The sequence below is a fragment of the Lactobacillus sp. W8093 genome, assembly GCF_016100925.1.
GTDB classification, from domain to species: Bacteria; Bacillota; Bacilli; order Lactobacillales; family Lactobacillaceae; genus Lactobacillus; species Lactobacillus helsingborgensis.
The window spans coordinates 82,614-102,437 of sequence record NZ_JACFRL010000008.1; the positions used below are offsets into that span (position 1 = coordinate 82,614).

Annotated in this window: 20 protein-coding genes; 2 read left to right on the forward strand and 18 right to left on the reverse strand. The window is 36.7% G+C overall.

All coding sequences use genetic code 11. From position 1 onward, the window contains the following. Positions 1-2: 2 nt before the first annotated feature. From H3T47_RS06835 to H3T47_RS06865, 7 genes are all read right to left on the reverse strand, one after another. Positions 3-980 (reverse strand): ATP-binding cassette domain-containing protein, encoded by a 978-nt coding sequence (locus H3T47_RS06835; protein ID WP_199282974.1) that lies wholly within the window; start codon positions 978-980, stop codon positions 3-5. A gap of 2 nt (positions 981-982) precedes the next feature. Further along, positions 983-1,993, reverse strand: coding sequence for an ABC transporter ATP-binding protein (locus tag H3T47_RS06840; RefSeq protein ID WP_038523088.1), 1,011 nt, complete (start codon positions 1,991-1,993; stop codon positions 983-985). Positions 1,994-2,111: 118 nt separating this feature from the next. Next, entirely contained in the window at positions 2,112-2,354 is a 243-nt protein-coding gene (gene acpP, locus H3T47_RS06845; RefSeq protein WP_038523089.1) for an acyl carrier protein, read from the reverse strand. A gap of 20 nt (positions 2,355-2,374) precedes the next feature. Continuing rightward, the gene (gene plsX / locus H3T47_RS06850) at positions 2,375-3,373 is read right to left on the reverse strand and encodes a phosphate acyltransferase PlsX (RefSeq protein ID WP_199282975.1); all 999 of its coding nucleotides are present in this window, start codon (positions 3,371-3,373) and stop codon (positions 2,375-2,377) included. 17 nt (positions 3,374-3,390) lie between these two features. Beyond that, positions 3,391-5,427: an ATP-dependent DNA helicase RecG gene (gene recG / locus H3T47_RS06855; protein WP_199282976.1), complete on the reverse strand. Its 2,037-nt coding sequence runs from the start codon at positions 5,425-5,427 to the stop codon at positions 3,391-3,393. Positions 5,428-5,429: 2 nt separating this feature from the next. Continuing rightward, the gene (locus H3T47_RS06860) at positions 5,430-7,088 is read right to left on the reverse strand and encodes a DAK2 domain-containing protein (protein ID WP_199282977.1); all 1,659 of its coding nucleotides are present in this window, start codon (positions 7,086-7,088) and stop codon (positions 5,430-5,432) included. Positions 7,089-7,109: 21 nt separating this feature from the next. Then, positions 7,110-7,472, reverse strand: coding sequence for an Asp23/Gls24 family envelope stress response protein (locus tag H3T47_RS06865; protein WP_034981534.1), 363 nt, complete (start codon positions 7,470-7,472; stop codon positions 7,110-7,112). A 164-nt stretch (positions 7,473-7,636) separates the two neighbouring features. Between H3T47_RS06865 and rpmB the strand changes: the two genes are divergently transcribed. Next, positions 7,637-7,822, forward strand: a complete 186-nt coding sequence (gene rpmB, locus H3T47_RS06870) for a 50S ribosomal protein L28 (protein ID WP_038523104.1) — start codon at positions 7,637-7,639, stop codon at positions 7,820-7,822. A 48-nt stretch (positions 7,823-7,870) separates the two neighbouring features. Here rpmB and H3T47_RS06875 read toward each other — a convergent pair whose 3' ends face one another. The 10 genes from H3T47_RS06875 to gmk all read right to left on the reverse strand — a co-directional run bounded on the left by H3T47_RS06875 (position 7,871) and on the right by gmk (position 18,402). Beyond that, a complete protein-coding gene (locus tag H3T47_RS06875; RefSeq protein WP_199282978.1) occupies positions 7,871-8,557 on the reverse strand; it encodes a thiamine diphosphokinase in 687 nt (228 codons plus the stop codon). Next, a complete protein-coding gene (rpe, locus tag H3T47_RS06880; RefSeq protein WP_046327263.1) occupies positions 8,554-9,201 on the reverse strand; it encodes a ribulose-phosphate 3-epimerase in 648 nt (215 codons plus the stop codon). Before rpe ends, H3T47_RS06875 begins: the two co-directional genes overlap by 4 nt. 11 nt (positions 9,202-9,212) lie before the next feature. Beyond that, complete coding sequence (gene rsgA / locus H3T47_RS06885; protein ID WP_199282979.1) at positions 9,213-10,106, reverse strand: ribosome small subunit-dependent GTPase A; 894 nt, start codon at positions 10,104-10,106, stop codon at positions 9,213-9,215. Then, the gene (pknB, locus tag H3T47_RS06890; protein ID WP_046327265.1) at positions 10,099-12,084 is read right to left on the reverse strand and encodes a Stk1 family PASTA domain-containing Ser/Thr kinase; all 1,986 of its coding nucleotides are present in this window, start codon (positions 12,082-12,084) and stop codon (positions 10,099-10,101) included. Before pknB ends, rsgA begins: the two co-directional genes overlap by 8 nt. Beyond that, entirely contained in the window at positions 12,081-12,830 is a 750-nt protein-coding gene (locus tag H3T47_RS06895) for a Stp1/IreP family PP2C-type Ser/Thr phosphatase (protein WP_199282980.1), read from the reverse strand. The genes pknB and H3T47_RS06895 overlap by 4 nt, the downstream gene beginning before the upstream one ends. Positions 12,831-12,834: 4 nt before the next feature. After that, positions 12,835-14,160 carry a 16S rRNA (cytosine(967)-C(5))-methyltransferase RsmB gene (gene rsmB, locus H3T47_RS06900; protein WP_199282981.1) on the reverse strand — a complete coding sequence of 442 codons (1,326 nt, stop codon included), beginning with the start codon at positions 14,158-14,160 and terminating at the stop codon, positions 12,835-12,837. Beyond that, a complete protein-coding gene (gene fmt, locus H3T47_RS06905) occupies positions 14,147-15,091 on the reverse strand; it encodes a methionyl-tRNA formyltransferase (RefSeq protein WP_199282982.1) in 945 nt (314 codons plus the stop codon). Before fmt ends, rsmB begins: the two co-directional genes overlap by 14 nt. Positions 15,092-15,105: 14 nt before the next feature. Continuing rightward, on the reverse strand, positions 15,106-17,505 hold the full coding sequence (priA, locus tag H3T47_RS06910) for a primosomal protein N' (RefSeq protein WP_199282983.1): 2,400 nt from the start codon (positions 17,503-17,505) through the stop codon (positions 15,106-15,108). Positions 17,506-17,567: 62 nt separating this feature from the next. Then, on the reverse strand, positions 17,568-17,786 hold the full coding sequence (rpoZ, locus tag H3T47_RS06915; RefSeq protein ID WP_038523130.1) for a DNA-directed RNA polymerase subunit omega: 219 nt from the start codon (positions 17,784-17,786) through the stop codon (positions 17,568-17,570). A 1-nt stretch (position 17,787) separates the two neighbouring features. Next, a complete protein-coding gene (gmk, locus tag H3T47_RS06920) occupies positions 17,788-18,402 on the reverse strand; it encodes a guanylate kinase (protein ID WP_038523133.1) in 615 nt (204 codons plus the stop codon). A gap of 204 nt (positions 18,403-18,606) precedes the next feature. On the opposite strand from gmk, the gene H3T47_RS06925 reads away from it, so the two are divergent. Further along, complete coding sequence (locus tag H3T47_RS06925; protein WP_038523135.1) at positions 18,607-18,882, forward strand: hypothetical protein; 276 nt, start codon at positions 18,607-18,609, stop codon at positions 18,880-18,882. A gap of 37 nt (positions 18,883-18,919) precedes the next feature. Here H3T47_RS06925 and H3T47_RS06930 read toward each other — a convergent pair whose 3' ends face one another. Continuing rightward, a complete protein-coding gene (locus H3T47_RS06930; RefSeq protein ID WP_199282984.1) occupies positions 18,920-19,804 on the reverse strand; it encodes a GNAT family N-acetyltransferase in 885 nt (294 codons plus the stop codon). Between the last annotated feature and the right edge of the window lie 20 nt (positions 19,805-19,824).

A 19,824-nucleotide genomic window follows, 5' to 3' on the forward strand; every position in this document is an offset into this window, starting at 1 on the left:
AATTAGTCTTCCTCCTTTTCATTCATTTGTTCTTGTTTAACCTCTTCTTTGGGAAGAGCTACCCAATGCCTTCCAGATACTTGCTGCAAAGGATATACCCGACCAACTTTATCGTACCATTTGCTTTGGTCATTTTGAAATTCTTGTTCAACTTTTTCACGATGCTTTTTATGTTCTTCACGATGTTCAACATCAACTTGAGGAATAGCTGAAAGTAATCTTTTAGTGTATATATGAACAGGATGATTATAGATGTCTTCACGAGACCCTATTTCGACTAAACGACCTCTATGCATGATAGCCAAGTTCTCAGACATGTGCTTTACAACACCCAAGTCATGGGAAATAAAAAGATAAGCTATATTATATTGTTGTTGAATATGTTTCATGAAATTTAGCACCTGTGCTTGGACTGATAAGTCCAAAGCACTGGTAGGTTCATCAGCAACGACTAAACGGGGATTGGTGGCAACAGCACGAGCTACACCAATTCTTTGTCTTTGTCCCCCAGAAAATTCGTGCGGATATTTATAAATTGAATCACTTGGCATCCCAACGATATCCAATAATTCTTGTACCCGATCCCTTTCTTGATCTGTCGTTAGATTTTCAAAATTACGGATTGGTTCAGCGATAATATCTTCAATGCGTTTTCTCGGATTAAGACTTGACAAAGAATCTTGAAAAATCATCTGCACATCTTTGTTATAGTTTAATTTGCGCCGATTTCTTGATTTAGTAATGTCAACGCCCTTATAAAAAATGTGCCCACCAGTAACTTTTTCAACACCGACTATTGCTTTACCAGTCGTGGACTTTCCTGAACCGGATTCTCCAATCAGACCATATGTTTCACCTTCGTTGATGGTAATACTGACATCATCAACTGCGCGCACATAATCAGTAATTCTGTTCCAAAAGCCTGATCTGATAGGATAATGAACCTTTAAGTTTTTTACCTGAATAATCTCTTTAGCCATATTTATTCCCCACTTACTTCATCTTGAAAGTGGAATGTCTTCCAACAAGTACATCTTACCCAGTGACCAGGTTCAACTTCATGCATTACCGGATTCTTTTCATGAGCACTAGCTGGAATCCATGGGATTCTAGCTGCAAACCTGTCTCCTTCTCTAGGCATATTTTGCAATGATGGAACTGTTCCCTGAATAACGTGCAAATCTTCTTCTTCATCCTCAGACTGAGGCATGGAATTAAGAAGAGAACGCGTATATGGGTGCAGAGGATGTTCAAAAATTGTCTTAACATCAGCCTTTTCAACAATTTGTCCACCATACATAACAGCAACTTGATCAGCTGTTTCAGCCACTACTCCTAAATCGTGGGTAATTAAAATAATACCAGATTGAGATTCTTTTTGAATATCTTCAAGTAAATCAAGAATTTGAGCTTGAATAGTAACATCTAAGGCAGTGGTCGGCTCGTCCGCAATAATGATCTCCGGTTTACATGCAACTGCCATAGCGATCACAACACGCTGTCTTAATCCCCCAGAAAGTTCAAAGGGATACATTGCATAAGTTTCTTGCGGCTTGGGCATTCCAACTTGATTGAAAAGTTCGATTACACGATCATGCCGTTCCCTTTCCTTCATATTAGTATGATAATATAGAGTTTCTGCGACCTGATCACCGACACGCATCAACGGGTTCAAACTAGCTAAAGGATCCTGAAAAATCATGCCAATCTTATTACCACGTATTTTATCAAAGAGTGATTCATTTAAGCCTACTAAATTCAATTCATTATAAAGAATATCACCAGTGACTTTCGTGTTTTTGTGGTCATACAAGCCAATAATACTAGATGCAATTGTACTCTTACCACATCCAGATTCGCCTACAATAGATAGAATTTCATTTCGCTTCAATGTTAAATTGATATCATCCGCAGCATCATAAAACTTTCCATTTAAACGATATGCAGTATGCAAATGCTGGATATCCAGTAAGAGATCACTTTGTTTTTCCAAAGGTCATTTCCCCTCTCAAATTTTCAAACAATTTATTAAAGATATTTAATAAATTTATTTAATTTCTAATTATAACCATGAAACTTGTCGTATGCAAATTTATAATTAAATTTTTTGTTTATTTTTTATGTGCAACAATGTAATTAACAGCATCTCCAACTGTTTTTATTTTTTCTGCATCTTCATCAGAAATCTCGGCGCCGAATTCATCTTCTAATTGCAGAATGAATTCTACCAAGTCAATGGAATCAGCGTCCAAATCACTTGTAAAGTTTGTATCCTTGGTAATTTTATCCTTATCTACTTCAAAGTTATCTGCCAACATATCACGTATTTTTGTAAAAATCTCTTCTTCAGTCATTTTAGTACTCCTTGTTAATATTATTCTTTATTTGCAAATTCAGCTTTAAACTCATCAATAATTTTTTCTTGTAGTATTTTATCAACTTGTTTAAGAGTGAAATAAACAGCACGTTCACCTGAGCGTCCATGCGTTTTTACTACTGGTGCATTAACACCAAGCAGAACCGCTCCACCGTATTTATCAACATCAAATTTTGACACTAGTCCTTTTAATGCCCTTTTGATCATTAATGCTCCTAATTTAACAAAAAGACCATTATTTAGCAAACTGTTTTTTAAGAGGTGGATTAAAACTCCCGAAGTTCCCTCAATATTTTTTAAGACAGCGTTGCCAGTAAAACCATCAGTTGCAATAACATCAGCTTTACCATCAAGGAGTTCATTTCCTTCAATATTGCCAATAAAGTTTAATTTACTGTCGAGCAGTAGCTGATAAGCTTTTTGATGAACATCATCGCCTTTATCATTTTCTGCTCCATTATTGAGTAAACCAACTCGGGGATTGTTTATGCCCCTCACCTTTTCGGCATAGTATGAAGCCATTTTGGCCCAATCAAGCAGATATTCCGGCTTGCTCTTAGCATTTGCTCCAACATCTATCATATTAAAACCATCATCAGAATTTTTAACAGGTAAAGTCGGCATTAAACCAGGACGAGCTACACCCTTAATACGGCCAATGATAAATATTCCGGAAGCTAAAATAGCACCAGTGTTGCCCATTGAAAAAAGTGCATCAGCCTTGCCTTGCTTCACAAATTGCGCTGCAACGACAAGTGAGGAATCCTTTTTTTGGCGAATGGCTTTTACGGGTTCGTCCTCATCCTTAATAACTTCAGTAGTATTCACAATTTCTATTTGACTTATATCATTACCTAATAAACTTTTTATTTTAGTTTGATCGCCAAATAAAACGAATTGAGTATGGGGCAATTCTTTCTTGACTCGTAATACTGCTTTTATAACAGCTTCAGGTGCTTTTTCTCCACCCATTGCATCAATTGCAATAGTTTTCATAGTTACCACAATCTTTTCTAAGTTCTTTTTTGTTGTAATTGTTTATATTCTAACACTTGTTTTAAATTTTCATTTGCTGGATTCTTTAATGAAGGATCAGTTCTAATTAATTTTTTAGCTTCTTTTTGCGCAACGACCATCGTTTCGTAATTATTGACTACACTGCCAACTTGAAATTCCGGTAAGCCAGACTGCGCTTTGCCAAATAAGTCCCCTTCACCACGCATCTTCAAATCTTCTTCAGCTAATTTAAAACCATCTGTAGTTGATGCCACGATTTTCATTCGCTTTTTACCGGCTTGAGTATTGGGATCGGCCAAAAAAATACAATAACTTTGAGTTTTTCCTCTACCTATTCGCCCCCTTAATTGGTGCAATTGACTAATGCCAAAACGATCAGCATTAAAAATTACCATCATATTCGCATTAGCCACATCAACTCCAACTTCAATCACACTGGTAGTCACTAAGATGTTGATTTTGCCCTCCGCAAAATCATTCATAATTTCATCTTTTTTATTTCCAGGCATTTGTCCATGCAACAATTCAACTTGTTCTTGCGGAAAATCATGTCTTAATTTAGTAAAAAGCTGTTCAGCATTTTTTAAATCAAGAACTTCAGATTCTGAAATTAACGGTGTGACGGCATAAATTTGAAAGCCCTGCTTTAACTGTTCTCGCATCAACTGATACACTTGATCCATTTGTGTACTTGTTTTCCATGATGAAATTATTTTTTTACGACCAGCAGGTAGATGATGTATTTCTGAAATGGTCATATTACCATAGACAGTTAAAGCAAGGGTTCTCGGAATTGGCGTCGCAGTCATAGCCAAAATGTCTGGGAGATTGCCTTTATTAATTAAAGCTTGTCTTTGATTGACACCAAAGCGATGCTGTTCATCAATAATAACCAATCCTAATTTTTTAAAAATCACATTTGGCTGTATTAAAGCATGGGTACCAATTACTACATTAATTATGCCCTCAGTTAACTCATGATAGATTTCTCTTCGTTCCAAAGTTTTTGTAGTACCCGTTAATAATGCACAGCGCACACCTAAAGGCTTTAGTAATTCATCAATTTTTTTAAAATGCTGCACGGCTAGGATTTCGGTAGGCACCATAAGCGCCACTTGGTAACCAGCTGTAATTGCGGCAAAAATTGCATAGACAGCCACAATTGTTTTACCGGAACCCACATCACCCTGCAACAGCCGCTGCATTTGAATTGGAGAAAAAAGATCAGCAAATATTTCATTAATCACTTTTTTTTGATCTGGCGATAATTCAAAGGGCAATGCTTTGGTAAGCTTGGCAATTTCTTCTAAGTCATACTTTTTGGCATATCCCTGATTACGCGGATTAAGTTCTGTTAATTCTGCCAGTTCGGTTTGAAAAATAAAAAACTCTCGAAAAATGGCACTTCTTTTAGCTAATTTGGCTTCTGTCAAATTTTGCGGATGATGCATCTGCTGCACAATTTTTTGCTCAGGTAACAGCCGATACCTTTGCCTAATTGATAACGGAACAATGTCCGCCACATTGTCAGAAAATGCGGTTAAAGCAATATTTATTATGTCGACTAATTTTTTCTGCTTAATGTGGCGATTTACCGAATAAATTGGCGCCATACCACTGTCATTTTCTTTAGCAGCGATAAATTTAAACGCTGCCAGACTTTGGCGCGCCACGTTATATTTGCCGTAAATTGCTACTTCTTTACCAACAATGACCTTTTCTTTTAACCACGGTTGATTAAAAAAATTGACCATGACAACATCATGGTCAATTCGTAACTTAAAGCTTAATTTGCTTTTTTTATATCCAAATCGGCTCACAAAAGCTTCAGTCGCTACAATTCCTTTCAACATTACCTTTTGCCCATCCATGATCTGGTCAAGTGGAATTGTCTGCAGTTCATCATAGCGAAATGGAAAATAATATAACAAATCATAAATACTATAAATTCCCAGACTACCCAGTGCGGCGGCAGTTTTAGTACCGACACCCTTCAAGTCAGTCACAGGAGCAAATAGTTCTTTTGCAATCATAATTATTCAACAGAAATTAAAAAGTTGTATACGGGTTGACCACCATCATGAATTTCAAATTCAAGGTCGTCGTGCTTTTTCTTAACAGCATCTACAAGCTCTTGAGCTTCTTTTTTATTAGAATCGCGCCCGTACATCACAGTAATAATTTCCGCATCTTCATCAAGCATTTTCTCAATCATTGTTGAGGTAGCAGTGATTAAATCTGTATTTGCAACTTTAATATCACCGTCTACGATGCCCAAGAAGTCATTTTGATGAATTTCAATATCATTAATAGTAGTGTCACGATTAGCTTTGGTAACTTCTCCTGAAACAACTGTATCAAGTGCATCAGTCATGTTTGCTACGTTATCATCTAGAGAATCATCAGGATCAAATGACAGCATTGCCGTCAAACCTTGTGAAATAGTTTTTGTAGGAACTATGCCAACTGGTATATCGCTAACTTCTGCTGCTTGTTTGGCTGCCATGATAATATTACCGTTATTAGGCATTACAATAGCTTTCTTGGCACCTGATTTTTTGATGGAGTCAATAATGTCTTGAGTTGAAGGGTTCATTGTTTGACCACCAGAGATAATGCGGTTTACTCCTTCACTCTCAAATAATTTTCTAATACCATTTCCGGAAGCAACAGCAATTACTGCAAAATCAACGCTTTCCTGATTTTCTTCACTGTTATTAACTATTGTTTCATGCTGGATCCGCATATTATCAATTTTGATTTTTCCCAGCTGTCCGAATTGACTTCCATAAGCAAAAATGGCAGCAGGATGCTCAGTATGAACATGAACCTTAGCTACTTCGTCATCAGAAACAGCTAAAAGCGAATCTCCTAGTTTAGATAAGTGATCTCGAAATTCATCTAAATTGAATGTCTTTTTATTAGGAACATCGGCAGTCAAGTCAACCATAATTTCAGTACAGTAGCCATTAGCAATATCTTGAGTTGAAAGTTGAGATTGAACTGACTGGTGGTGCATTGCATTAATCATTTCATCCATTTCACCTTCATCAGGCTGGTAGCGATCAGCAAATTCCTCACCAAGAAGACCTTCTAGAAAGCCTTCATAAATAAAGAGCAGTCCTTGACCACCTGAATCAACTACGCCAACTTGCTTTAAAACTGGCAATAAGTCTGGTGTAGTCTTCAGCGCCTTTTTTGCACCTTCAACGATTGCTTTCATAACTTCTTCAACATCATCGGTTTCATTGGCCTTATTGGCACCTTCTTGCGCACCAACTCTAGCAACGGTCAAAATAGTACCTTCAACTGGTTTCATCACGGCTTTATAAGCTGTTGCAACACCATTAGAAAAAGCATTTGCCAACTCCTGTGCATTAAGAGTTTTCATACCCTGAGTTGCTTTATAAACGCCTCTGAAAAGTTGGGAAGAAATAACCCCACTATTGCCGCGTGCTCCCATCAACATCCCTTTAGCAAGACTTTCAGTTAAATCACCGACACTATTACTTGTGTTTTGAGCAACCGCTTTAGCACCACTTTCAATAGTTAAGTTCATATTAGTTCCTGTGTCTCCATCAGGAACTGGGAAAACGTTCAAAGAGTTAATAAACTCTGCGTTGCGACCAAGTCTATGTGTAGCAACGCGAACCATATCTCTAAATTTCTTACTATCTATTTCCTTTAAAACCAATATTTCTAACCTCCGCTTGAGTTATTCGTCAAGCACTTTGACACTTTGAACGATGACATTGACAGCTTTAGTTTCAATTCCAAGTTGATTTTTCAAATTAAACTTTACACTATCTTGAACGTTGCGGCTGACCTCGGAAATTTTAAGACCATAGCCGACAATTATATAAACATCAACCGTAATCTTATTATCCTCAGATTTAACAACAACTCCGCGTTTATAATTTGCACGATTTAATATTCCATCGAAACCATCACGGATAGCATTTTTTGAAGCCATGCCGACAACGCCATAATTGGATGTAGCTGCGCTACCAACAACAGTTGCAATCACTCCGTTTGAAATATCAATCAAACCATTTTTTGTTTTGATTTTTACAGCCATGTTTACCTCCGTATCATTGTTCTCAATATTATGTATCTATTTTATCATAGTAATCAAGTTTAAATACAAAAATCCCTTCTTAAAAAATACTTTTGCAGTTGCAATGATCTTAAAGTTATGCTATCTTAACTTAGTATGAAAACACAACAAAGGAGGTTTAGCAAATGGCAAAAGATTATATTACTGGCAAAAAGACAACTTTTGGTAATACACGTTCACACTCACTGAATTCATCACGTCGTGCGTGGAAGCCAAACCTTCAAAAAGTTCGTATTCTTGTTGATGGCAAGCCTAAGCGAGTATGGGTTTCAACTAAGACATTAAAATCTGGTAAAGTTACCCGTGCATAATAAGTTTTAAAAAAACTAGCAGAATCAATTCTGCTAGTTTTTTGTTTCTTAAATATTTTGAAAACGATCAATATCTTTTGATTGAATAACAGCAACAGTGCCTTTTTTTAAAGATAGTTCAAGCGGCTTTTTTTCTGATAGAAATTCATTTGAACTGAAAGAAATCGGATAATCCCCGTTAAAGTCAGCTAGAGAGTATTTGGCACCGGCAATATTTAAGTGCTGTACTGCAGTTAAAGTGACAACGCCAAAATAATTGTATTCAGGTTCTTGATATATCGTGTGTTTGCCGGCATTATAAAATTTAATTGAGTTTTGCTGGTCAATAAGTTCTATTTTTTCAGCAAAAGGATTAAATTCAGGTTTTAATACCATCAGCAAGTTAGACATAAAATGATCTAATCTGCCCCCTGTTGCTCCCAAAATAGCTAAATGCGATACCTGATAATCACAAAAAGCACACCGCATAATAAGCTCGCTATCCGTTAAGTCTTTTTCTGGAAGTGAATACCTAATATCACTAACTTTACTCTCAATTCGCTCTAACTCATCTTTTTGTAGAGAATCAAAATCTCCGACAGCTAAATCAGCAGTTAAACCCAGTTCTTCCAACAGAAGCGCGCCCCGATCGACGCCAATAATTAAATCTTTACTTTTCTTAGCTGCTAAAAGTTTGGCCTTAATATTGCTAGGCCACTGATTCTTAGGTGCACCTAAAAGAGCCCATGCTTTCATTTTAAAATCTCCGCCAGCTCATCAACTTGCTTATTAATATCTCCCTCACAGAAAAGATAAGAACCTGCCACAAAAACATTAGCGCCAGCCATTTTTGCCTGTTTTGCAGTTTGGGCATTAATACCGCCGTCGACTTCAAGCGGAAAATCAGCTTTAACTAATTCTTTAACCTGACTAATTCTTTTGACAGATTCAGGAATAAATTTTTGTCCACCAAATCCAGGGTAAACTGTCATCAATAATATTTGATCAAGTTTAGGGATAAACTTGTTTAGGACAGAAATCGGGGTATCAGGGTTAAGAACAACACCAGCCTTAACGTGATTTTGCTTAAGATAGTCCAACCAGTAATTTAGCTTTGCTTCATTCATTGCCTCATAATGCAGCAGCATTATTTGTGCACCGGCTTTAACAAAAGCAGGCACTAACACGTCTGGGTTATTGCTCATTAAATGAATTTCGGCCTCTAAATGAGGAAACTCTTTTTTAAAATCTGAAACAAGCTGCGGTCCAAAGGACAAATTTGGTACAAAATGTCCGTCCATAATATCAATATGAAAACGTGTTATACCAGCCTTGGCTGCTATTTTAATATCATCTTTAAGATCAAGATTATTAATATTTAAGATTGATGGTGCAATCAATTTTTTCCTCCTTATTTTAAATATTCGGGTAATCTGCCATTTTCAATTTCTTTGCGCATTAATAAGTAATTTTCATACCGGGATTTTTTTATTTGCCCTTCTGCCACTAACTGCTTTACTTCACACTTAGGCTCATTTATATGCTGGCATCCTCTAAACTTACAGTTTTGACTGGCCTTTTTGAACTCAATAAAATAATCACACAGTTGGTTTAATTTTATCGGAGTCAGATCAATAGCAGAAAATCCAGGCGTATCAGCCAGGTAGCCGTTACCTAATTTAAAAAGTTGTACCGTCCTGGTAGTGTGTTTACCACGATTTAAACTTGTAGAGATAGCAGCAGTTTTTTGCGCTAAATCTTCCTTGAGAGAATTGATCAAAGTCGATTTACCGGCACCAGATTGACCAGCTAAAGTCCAAATTTGCTCAAAACCGATATTAACCGGTAGTGCTTTATTTACTGCTTCTTGGCTTAAGTAAATTTCATAACCGATTTTTTGGTAATATGCAAGATTTTCGTTAATAACCTCAAGTTCTTCTGACTTGGTCAAGTCGCTTTTAGATAAATAGATGCTTACTGCCACATTTTGCCACGAAAAGAAAGTTAAAAACCTGTCTAAAAGTGGCAAGGAGAAATCTGGTTCTACTGCTGAAATTACCAGCAGGACATGGTCAACATTCGCTAATGCAGGGCGACCAATCAAGTTTTTACGTGGCAAAACTTTCACTAAATAACTGGTACCTTGATCATCTATTTGTATTTCAACGTGGTCTCCTACAGTAGGTTTAAATTTATTTTTGCGAAAAACTCCTCTAGCCCTAGTTCTCACAACCCGGCTTTTAGTCTGCACATCATAAAAACCGGCGATTAGACCAGTAATAATTCCTTGAGTATCTTTAGCCATTTTTGACCTTCTCACTTAAAATAGTTTGACCGTCGCGAACAACCTTAAGTGCGCCCGGCCCATCTTTAAGCTGGAACGGGATTGAAAAGTTCATATCTCGTTTAATGTATAAATCGCGATATATGTCGTCAATTGAATGATTGTCATCTGCAATGTAAATTTGGATATGATTGCCACGATTGTTATCAGAATCATCTTCATCATTATTTTCATAGCTGACTGTGAAGTTTTTAATTGCAGTAAGATTGCGCTCCTTTTTCTGCCCTTCGGAAACACTGATAGAAATTGTACTTCCACGTGGTACTTCTGTTCCTGCAGCTGGACTCATTGAAATTATCATACCCTTTTTTACCTTAGACGAGTATGCCGAACTTACCTGCAAAGTAAGTCCATGCTTGTGGGCATATTCTTGGGCATCTTTTAAGGAATAGTCTTTTAAGTCCGGCAATTTAATCATATGGTGCTTGGCACGATCGTTTTTACCTTTTGAAACGGTTAAAGTAATAGTAGTTTGTGTAGGTTTGACTTCAACATCTGCTGCAATACTCTGCCCAATAACATGATTAGGTGGCACGCTAGCAGAAAACTGATTTTCGCGAATTACTTCAAAACCCATCTTTTCTAGTTTTTCAACTGCAATTTCATATTCATCCCCAGTCACATCCGGTACTTTAACCATGCCGGCACCGTCAGAAACATAAAGATCGATAAATCTGCCCCGCTTTATTTGTGAACCTGCTGGAGGCGTAGTCTTAATGACTTTGCCCTGATCAATACTATCAGAACTTTTATGCTTTATTCGACCAACTTTTAAGCCTACATTTTCAAGCTCATTCCGGGCTTTTTTCTCGCTTAAATTTGTTACATCAGGTATGCGCACATCCTTACGACTATTATTGGTCAGAACAAAAATCATTAACCCAGCAATTAAAACGGCAGCAAACCCGATAAACAGCCACCACCATTTATGCTTGCGCATTGCCTGCGTAAAACTAGCTTTTTTGGGGCGAGAATTTTCTGTCATGTTCTCAGTGTTGGTCTGGTCCTCTTTTATTTCCTCTTTTTGCTTAGAATTAGGCTTAAAATTAGGTAAAATAATTGTTTCATCATTATTATTACCATGTGTCGGATTAAAAAGCGGTTCGTTAGCGCGGCTGGGATTAAGGCTAGTATCTAAATCATCCTGCATTTGTTTAGCAGAATGATAGCGATCTCTTGGATCTTTGGCAGTTGCTTTTAAAACAACATTTTCCAGCGCTTGAGGGACCTCAGGATCCTGCTTTCTAATTGAAGGAATTGGCTCCTGAGCGTGTTTTAAAGCTATTGAAACGGCTGAATCGCCATTAAATGGTACATGTCCAGTAATTAATTCATATAAAATTATTCCTAAAGAATAAATGTCTGACTGCTTGGTAACCAGCCCCCCGCGTGTTTGTTCAGGAGACATGTAGTGCACTGAACCAATAGCAGAGTTAGTTTGAGTAACTGAATTTTGATTTAAGGCAACAGCAATACCAAAATCAGCAATTTTAATATTGCCATGCTTATCCATTAGAATGTTTTGCGGCTTAAGATCGCGGTGAATAACATTATGTTTGTGCGCTAAAGACATTGCACTTAAAATTTGATCCATAATTTTAATTACAAGTCTTAAATTTAAGGGCGAATTTGTCCTAATATAGTCCTTTAGATCTGGACCATCGACGTATTCCATAACCATGTAAGGCAGGCCATGATCTGCTCCAACATCAAGCACCATAACAATATTCGGATGACTTAATTCACTGGTCGCTAAAGCTTCTCTTTGAAAACGTGCTAATGTTTGCGGTTCTTTTTGTAAATCTAAGCGTAATATTTTTACCGCAACTTTGCGTTGCAGGATGATATCTTCAGCGAGATAAACATTAGCCATCCCACCTTCGCCCAACGTATCAATAATCCGGTAACGATCTCCCAGTAGATAGCCTTTATTAATCACTGCTCATCACCGCCTTCATTCAAAATTAGGCAAGCAGTGATATTATCCTCACCGCCAACGCGGTTGGCTTCATCAATTAATTTTTGGCAGCGTTCTTTTAGTGATAGGTCTTTTGTAGCTAAAATTTGCTGAATTTGAGGGTCACTTAAAGAGTTGGTTAAACCGTCTGTACATAGCAAAATAATATCATTTTCACCCAGCGATACTTGTCTATATTCAGGATCAATCGTACTTGAAACTCCTAGAGATTGAGTAATGATATTTTTTTGAGGGTGGTTTCTGGCCTGCTGCTTAGATATTTGGTGCAACTTTACCAGCTCATTAACAAGAGAGTGATCTTCCATTAATTGGGTAAATTCACCAGCTGAATAGCCGTAAGCACGTGAATCGCCTAAATGTGCAATCAAAGCTTCATTTGCAAAAACGATTGCCAAAACAATAGTAGTTCCCATGCCATTGAGATCTGGAAAACGGTCAGCAGTTTTCAAAATAGTTTCATTTTCACTACTTAGCTGCACGTTAAGCCATTTTTGTGCTCTATCACAGTCATAAAAATCGGTATCAACAAAATTATGACCTAAATGGCTGACAGCCATTGTAGAAGCAACATCGCCACCCTGGTGACCTCCCATACCATCACAAACTATTGCCATTAAAGCATTGTTTTTATTCTTAAAAACCTGTACGGAATCTTGGTTACTTTTGCGTATTCGTCCAATACTAGAAGCAAATGCTGTTTTAATCAAAACTTTAACCTCGCACTATAAACTTTGCAATAAAAAAGCCATCACTATCATAACTATCAGGTAAAATCTTTAACATGCCGCTAGGAGCCGATAATTTACCTGCTGTAAAAGGTTGCAGCTCAAACTGAGAATGTGTTTCTAAAAAAGATTTTACTACATCTTCGTCTTCTTCTTTTGTAATTGTACATGTTGAATAGACTAATTCACCACCAGCAGATATTAAGGAACTAATATGATCCAAAATTTCAAGTTGTATTCTTTGTAAATTAATAAGATCAGACTTTGTTTTAGTATAACGTATTTCAGGTTTGCGCCTGATAAGACCTAGACCAGAACATGGTGCATCAACTAAAATTTTAGCAAATTCACCTTTGTCAAAAACTGTATCAGCCTTTCTGGCATCAAGTGGCTTAACCAGCACCTTAGAAGCGACATTCATGCGCCTGCTGTTTGCCAATACTAAATTTAGTTTTTTCTCATGGATATCTAAAGCAGTAACTTGCCCCTGAGGTAAGTTTTCAGCGATTTGTACCGTCTTTCCGCCGGGAGCACTGCAAGCATCAAGTACTTTTTCATTTCCAGAAAAATTGAAAGCACTTACTGCCAAACTAGCAGCTTCATCTTGAATTGTCAATTTTCCTTCATGAAATAATTGCGTCTTAAAAACTCCACCATGGGCTAAAATCAATTCATCATTAGCTATTTCAGAATCTACAGGGGCAAAACCTAAATTAGTTAAATTTTCCTTAACTAATTTTTGCTCTGCTAAATGAGATACTCTCACTGTATTTTTAGCGCTTTTATTAATGCTGGCTAAAATTTTAGCAGCTCTATGTTCACCCCAGTGACTAATTAAATAACTTACCAACCATTTCGGAGTACTTTCTTTTACACTAAGATAATCAATTTTATCTTTTGCACTTGGTAGAACTGAGCCCTGTCTGATTAAAGAATGCAAAATACCATTCACAATTTTATAGCCCACAGAATGTTTCTTGCCGAATTCTTTGGCTAATTTGTTGGCTTCATTCAAAACTGCCCTGTTAGGAACATTATCCATGAAAAAAATCTGGTATGCAGACAGCAAAAGCAAGGGGTAAAGGTAATTCTCCTTTAGCTTAGTTTTGATTAAACGCCGCAGTTGATACTCTAAATATATTTTCTCTTGAATAGTACCGTAAACTATTCTAGCGGCAAAATTCTGGTCAGCCTGTGAAAGGTTACTTTTTATTAAGTTATTATTCAAACTGATATTGGAATAGGAATTATCATCTAAGACACGGATAAGCGTCTGCAAAGCCACCGCTCGGGCACTTTTAAGAGTCGACAATTTTTTCACCTATCTTAAACTTCTGGCCCTGACCATTCAAAAAGCTTTTAATCGCCATTTTATTCTTACCAGCAGGTTGAACTTCAATTAAATTTAAAACAGTGTTGTCTGCAAAACTGATAGCAAAGCGGTCCTTATTAGCCACTACACAGCCTGCTGGCAAAGCAGTTTTATCTTGGGCAACTTGAGCTTGCCATATTTTAAACCTTTTGTTATCAACTAGTAGATATGCACCTGGATCAGGATTTAGTCCTCTAATTAAATTATTGGCAGCAGCTGCTGTCATATTTAAAGTGATCTGTTCCTGCTTTTTGCTAATATTAGGAGAAAAAACTACTTTACTGGTATCTTGCGCCTTTTTATTTTTCGGATTAGCAATTATTTGAGGCAATGTTTTCAGTAATAAGTCACGCCCCAGTAATGACAGTTTTTCAAATAACGTACCGGCAGTATCATTCTCATCAATAGCAATTGCTTCTTGCGTATAAATATCCCCGGCATCCATTTGCTTAACCATTTCCATAATAGTTACGCCGGTTTTTTGGTCACCGTTAATAAGAGCATATTGAATTGGTGCTCCTCCACGATATTTAGGCAAAAGTGAACCATGAACATTAACAGCGGCAATTTTAGCTGATTGCAAAAGTTTAGTTGGTAAAAATTGCCCATAAGCAGCGGTAATTACCAAATCAGCATGCATTTCAACTAATTGATTAAGTTCGTCTGATTTACTTAATTTTGCAGGTTGAAAAACAGGCAGATTTAACTTTTCAGCCAGTTCTTTTACTGGTGACTGCGTTAGTTTTTGTTTTCTGCCCACTTTTTTGTCAGGTTGAGTTACTACAGCCTTAATTTCGTAATTACTGTCGGAAAGTGCCTGTAAAATAGGAACAGCAAAATTCGGCGTTCCCAGAAAAATTATTGATGTCATTAAACATATCCCCTTTACATAATGCGCTCTGGTTCATTATCAATATAAACAGATAAACCATACTTTTTAACCTTTTGCGCAGAATCTTGAATTTGGTGTAATAATTGGTTGAGTTGATCCTCTTTTTTATATTTTACCAGTATTTGATAATAATATTGATTTTTTAAGCGAGAAATTGCGCTGGGAGTTGGTCCTAAAACAATCGTTTGACGGTTTAATTGTGGCTGCAACCAATTTTTTATTTTATATGCTTCGCGAGCAGCATTTTGTTCTTTTTTAGCAGCAACTGAAATTAAAACCGTGTAAAAATAAGGTGGATAATTGCCTGCGTGGCGCACACGCATTTCATATTGATAGAACCGTTCATAATCCTGCGATTGCGCCAGTTTGATGGCATAGTGATCAGGATTATAAGTTTGAATGATAACTTCACCCTTTTTTTCGGCTCGGCCTGCTCTACCTGCTACTTGAGTCAAAAGCTCAAATGTTCTCTCAGAGGCATTGTAATCAGGCACCCACAGACCAGTATCAGCATTAATCACTCCTACAAGAGTAACGTTAGGAAAGTCTAACCCTTTGGCAATCATTTGTGTACCCAGTAAAATATCTGCTTCATGATCACCAAAAGCATCCAATATTTTTTTAAAAGAACCTTTTCGTCTGGTGGTATCAACGTCCATACGTAAAATACGCGCCTCCGGTATTAACTTATTGAGTTCTGCCATGACCTTTTGCGTACCGGTACCCAAAAAACGAATATTTTTACTATGACAATTAGGACACTCTCTTGGAATAGCAGCAGTATAGCCACAATAATGACACTGCATTTTTTGAGTATCTTTATGCATTGTTAACGATAGATCGCAATTAGGACATTTCATTACGTAGCCGCATTCTCTACAGAGCATAAAGTTGGCAAAACCACGTCGATTTAGCATTAGAATAACTTGTTCTTTATTTGCCATTCTATTTTTTATTGCCGTGACGAGTTCAACAGACAAGTCAAATTGACCACCAGTAAAGTTGGCTTTTTTTAAGTCAATTAAGTTTACTGCAGGCAAACTTTGTTTATTTGCACGTTGTGGCAGCCGCAGTAATTGATAGACTCCCTTTTGTGCACGGGCTCTGCTCCCAAGTGCCGGCGTTGCACTACCTAATAGTAAAGGGCATGAATTATACTCGCTGCGCCAAATAGCAACATCGCGCGCATGATAACGGGGATTATCTTCCTGTTTATAGGAAGATTCGTGTTCTTCATCAATCACGATTAACCCGATATTTGTTAATGGTGCAAATACAGCACTACGGGCTCCCACAACAACACGTACTTCACCACGTCTTATTCGGCGCCATTCGTCATATAATTCTCCTTCAGACAAGCCACTATGCAAAACAGCAACTTGTTCACCGAAATGACTTTTGACCTGTTCTACCATTTGTGGTGTTAAAGAAATCTCGGGTACCAGCATGAGTGCATTTTTGCCGATTTTTAAAGTTGCACTAATAGCATTTAAGTATACTTCGGTTTTGCCACTACCGGTCACACCTTCCAGCAGAAAAGTCTGCGCTTGTTTTTCATTAATGATCGGTATAATTTTTCTTAATGCGTTTTTCTGATCAGGATTCAAAATAAACTTTTTATTTTGATTTTCGTCTTCATCATAGTCATCTAGCGGATTACGATATATTTCCACCTGTTTTTTATTAAGCCAACCTTTTTTGACAGCATTAGTTAACGAAACAGTATTAATTTTGGCATCTTGCTCAATCTCGTTTTGTAAAAGAGGAAACTTGGCATAATTTTCAATTAAAAACATGACCAGCTTTTTCTGTTTGGTGGCGTTTGAGCGTATCGCTTCATATATATTTACGTAATCTTCTTTTGTTTTTGTTAATAAATATTGGCTTTCAGTTTTAACTTTAGCGCGATTTTCCACCAGGTATTCGACTTTAGCATCATTTGAGCGTAAAAGATGGCGAATTTCAGCAATTTGCTTGTTGTTAGTCACTCTATTTAAATCAAGTGGTTCTCCTTGAAACAGACGTAATTTTTTGGCTTTAGCAGACACTGGAACCAGAATTTTGCGATAATTTGCCCGCATAACTCTAGGCAGCATAGTTTTTAAAATTGAAATGCGATATGAATAAACGTGATTGGCTAAAGCTTGGGAAAGCGTAATTAATTCTTTGGTTAAAGGCGGCATCTCATCCACCACCAAAAGTAGGTCTTTTAATTCACCTTGATATTTACTTTTTGTGCTTAGACCAATTACAAATCCTTGTACTTTCCGTGGACCAAAAGGCACAAAAACGCGCGAACCAACCTCTACTTCGCCCAGTTCATCAGGGATATGATACTCAAAAACTCGATCTGTTTGCTTAGCAGCAACATCAACAATAACTTGCGCAATCATTAAATCACCTTGAAAAAATGACCTCCATCTCTTTTAGGATGGAGGTCATAAAATTTTATTAATTACTGATTAACCTCGCGATGATTGGGATCAACGGTAACTTTGCCAGCTTCTATTTCTTCTAAAGCTTTGCCAACAGGCTTTTGCGATTTATAATTTTTTAAAGCCTCAGGCTCACCGTCTTCCAACTCATGCGCCCTCTTAGCAGCTAAAACTGATAATGAATATCTTGAATCAACTTGAGCCAACAATTTATCTATAGATGGATATGTAACTCTCAATTTAATCCTCCCTAACCATTTTACGATATGTATCAATTACGCGTTTAACACTTACATGTTCCGCATCGACGATAGCTTTAATGTGATCAACAGCATTAGCCACGGTATCATTTACCACAGCATAATCATAATCCTGCATAACTAGAATCTCATGCCGAGCCTGCTTAATTCTGCCCATGATCACATCTTCGGATTCAGTGCCCCGATTTTCCAACCGCAAATGTAATGTATGCAAGTCAGGCGGTGTCAAAAATATAAAAACACCATCAGGCATCTTCTCACGCACTTTTTGCGCACCGTTGACGTCAATTTCTAGTAAAACATCTTTACCTTCATTAAGCATCTTCTTTACAGGTGCCAATGGAGTACCGTAAAAATTATTTACATATTGATTATACTCCAAAAGTTCACCTTGGTTGATAGCCTGCTCAAATCGCTCTTGAGTGACAAAATAATAATCTTTGCCGTTAACTTCACCAGGTCGAGGCTTTCTAGTGGTCATTGACACTGAATACTCAAACGGAAAGACTTTATTTTCCACAATTGCACTTTTAACGGTACCTTTTCCAACTCCCGAAGGTCCCGAAAGGACAAGTAACAAACCTTTTTCTGCCATGCCATACTCCCCTATCAAAAGCTATTACGTCTAGTTTGCACTAAAATGAAAATATTTTCAAGTTTTGACAATTTATGTAATTAACTAGCAAGCAGTATATTGGATTTTACTAAAAAAATTTGATTTAATACTTGTGTTTTTGAACAAATGTTCTTATAATATTGATTGTCAAACGAATGTTCGGTCTAAATTGAGGCATTTATAATGAAAAATTCACTAAGAAAAATATATCATTATTTTTTTGATTATGATGAAGATAGATTAAGCATATACAGTCAGTACAATTATGAAGTTTTGGCTGCCCTCAACAAAGCATTAATGCAACACTCTTTTGTCTTGATTTCTTATCAAGATGGTCTAAGTGAGATTGGTCAAATTACAGGACGAGTATCTGCGGGAAGGTATGTTTTGCGCTCAGCCAATAAAAAAATAATCAAAATAATTGATCTTGATTCAATCTTTCGCATTGACTTTGCCTAAAACAACTGGACTTAATAAAAAATTTAGTCAAGGATCTTTATGATTCATGGCTTTTTAAATACAATGTTTCGCTTAATATTTTAAAACCAGCTTTTTCATAAATATGAATAGCCGCTTTATTGGTAACGTCAGCATTTAAAGCAAAAACTCTGCTACCTTCTTTTTGCAAAATTGCAATCATTTTTTTGATAAAAAAAGTACCAAACCCTTGTCCCCGAAATGGCTTATCAATAAACAATCCGAAAAAGTAATCTTCATTATCACCATGATCAACGGCACAATAGCCAGCAACTTCATTATCTTTTAATAAAATAAAACTTTTAGTATCTTTATCCAACAAGGAATTTTTGATGTATTTAGTAGAAGTGGCAATGGCATCTCCAAAAGCGTTACTGTGTGCCGTGGCAACTTGAGCAACGTAGTTCGTTGTTAAAGGCTTAACGGCTAAAACCTGATTTAATTTGTCAGTCTTTTCAATTGATACTGGCTCTGAGGTTTGCATGTAATAATCAGAATCTTCTTTGACCACTGTTAAGTTACAATTTGCTAAAAAGTTTGGATTTTTTGCTAAAAAAACTTTTTCTGACACAAATTCCCATTTATGATAACCATATTGCAATATAATTTGTTTGGCATGCGCCCACATTTTTGTAGCAACATGGTGCCTGCGAAACTCAGAATCAACTACCAAGTGAACTTCTACTTCTTCATTAGGACCGTCATCAGCATATAGCATTGTTAAACCGATTAACTTTTGTTTCTCATAAGCTAAGACAAATGTTGGCATATCACTAAAATAGTTGTACTTGTTGCTTAAACAAATTTTTGAATAGGTGTTATCAGCTTTATTTATTTTTTTATTTAAACCAATAGCCTGCTTACTCTCCTCGTTATTTAAAGTAATTCTTTCAATAACTTTCATTCTTTTGCCTTTCAATATTA

What these genes read in the sequence shown, in the direction of transcription:
- priA (WP_199282983.1), bottom strand. Translation starts at nt 17,505, where the DNA reads ATGATTGCGCAAGTTATTGTTGATGTTGCTGCTAAGCAAACAGATCGA.
- acpP (WP_038523089.1), bottom strand. Translation starts at nt 2,354, where the DNA reads ATGACTGAAGAAGAGATTTTTACAAAAATACGTGATATGTTGGCAGAT.
- recG (WP_199282976.1), bottom strand. Translation starts at nt 5,427, where the DNA reads ATGATTGCAAAAGAACTATTTGCTCCTGTGACTGACTTGAAGGGTGTC.
- H3T47_RS06865 (WP_034981534.1), bottom strand. Translation starts at nt 7,472, where the DNA reads ATGGCTGTAAAAATCAAAACAAAAAATGGTTTGATTGATATTTCAAAC.
- rpmB (WP_038523104.1), top strand. Translation starts at nt 7,637, where the DNA reads ATGGCAAAAGATTATATTACTGGCAAAAAGACAACTTTTGGTAATACA.
- plsX (WP_199282975.1), bottom strand. Translation starts at nt 3,373, where the DNA reads ATGAAAACTATTGCAATTGATGCAATGGGTGGAGAAAAAGCACCTGAA.
- rsgA (WP_199282979.1), bottom strand. Translation starts at nt 10,106, where the DNA reads ATGGCTAAAGATACTCAAGGAATTATTACTGGTCTAATCGCCGGTTTT.
- gmk (WP_038523133.1), bottom strand. Translation starts at nt 18,402, where the DNA reads ATGGCAGAAAAAGGTTTGTTACTTGTCCTTTCGGGACCTTCGGGAGTT.
- H3T47_RS06835 (WP_199282974.1), bottom strand. Translation starts at nt 980, where the DNA reads ATGGCTAAAGAGATTATTCAGGTAAAAAACTTAAAGGTTCATTATCCT.
- fmt (WP_199282982.1), bottom strand. Translation starts at nt 15,091, where the DNA reads ATGACATCAATAATTTTTCTGGGAACGCCGAATTTTGCTGTTCCTATT.
- H3T47_RS06930 (WP_199282984.1), bottom strand. Translation starts at nt 19,804, where the DNA reads ATGAAAGTTATTGAAAGAATTACTTTAAATAACGAGGAGAGTAAGCAG.
- H3T47_RS06925 (WP_038523135.1), top strand. Translation starts at nt 18,607, where the DNA reads ATGAAAAATTCACTAAGAAAAATATATCATTATTTTTTTGATTATGAT.
- H3T47_RS06875 (WP_199282978.1), bottom strand. Translation starts at nt 8,557, where the DNA reads ATGAAAGCATGGGCTCTTTTAGGTGCACCTAAGAATCAGTGGCCTAGC.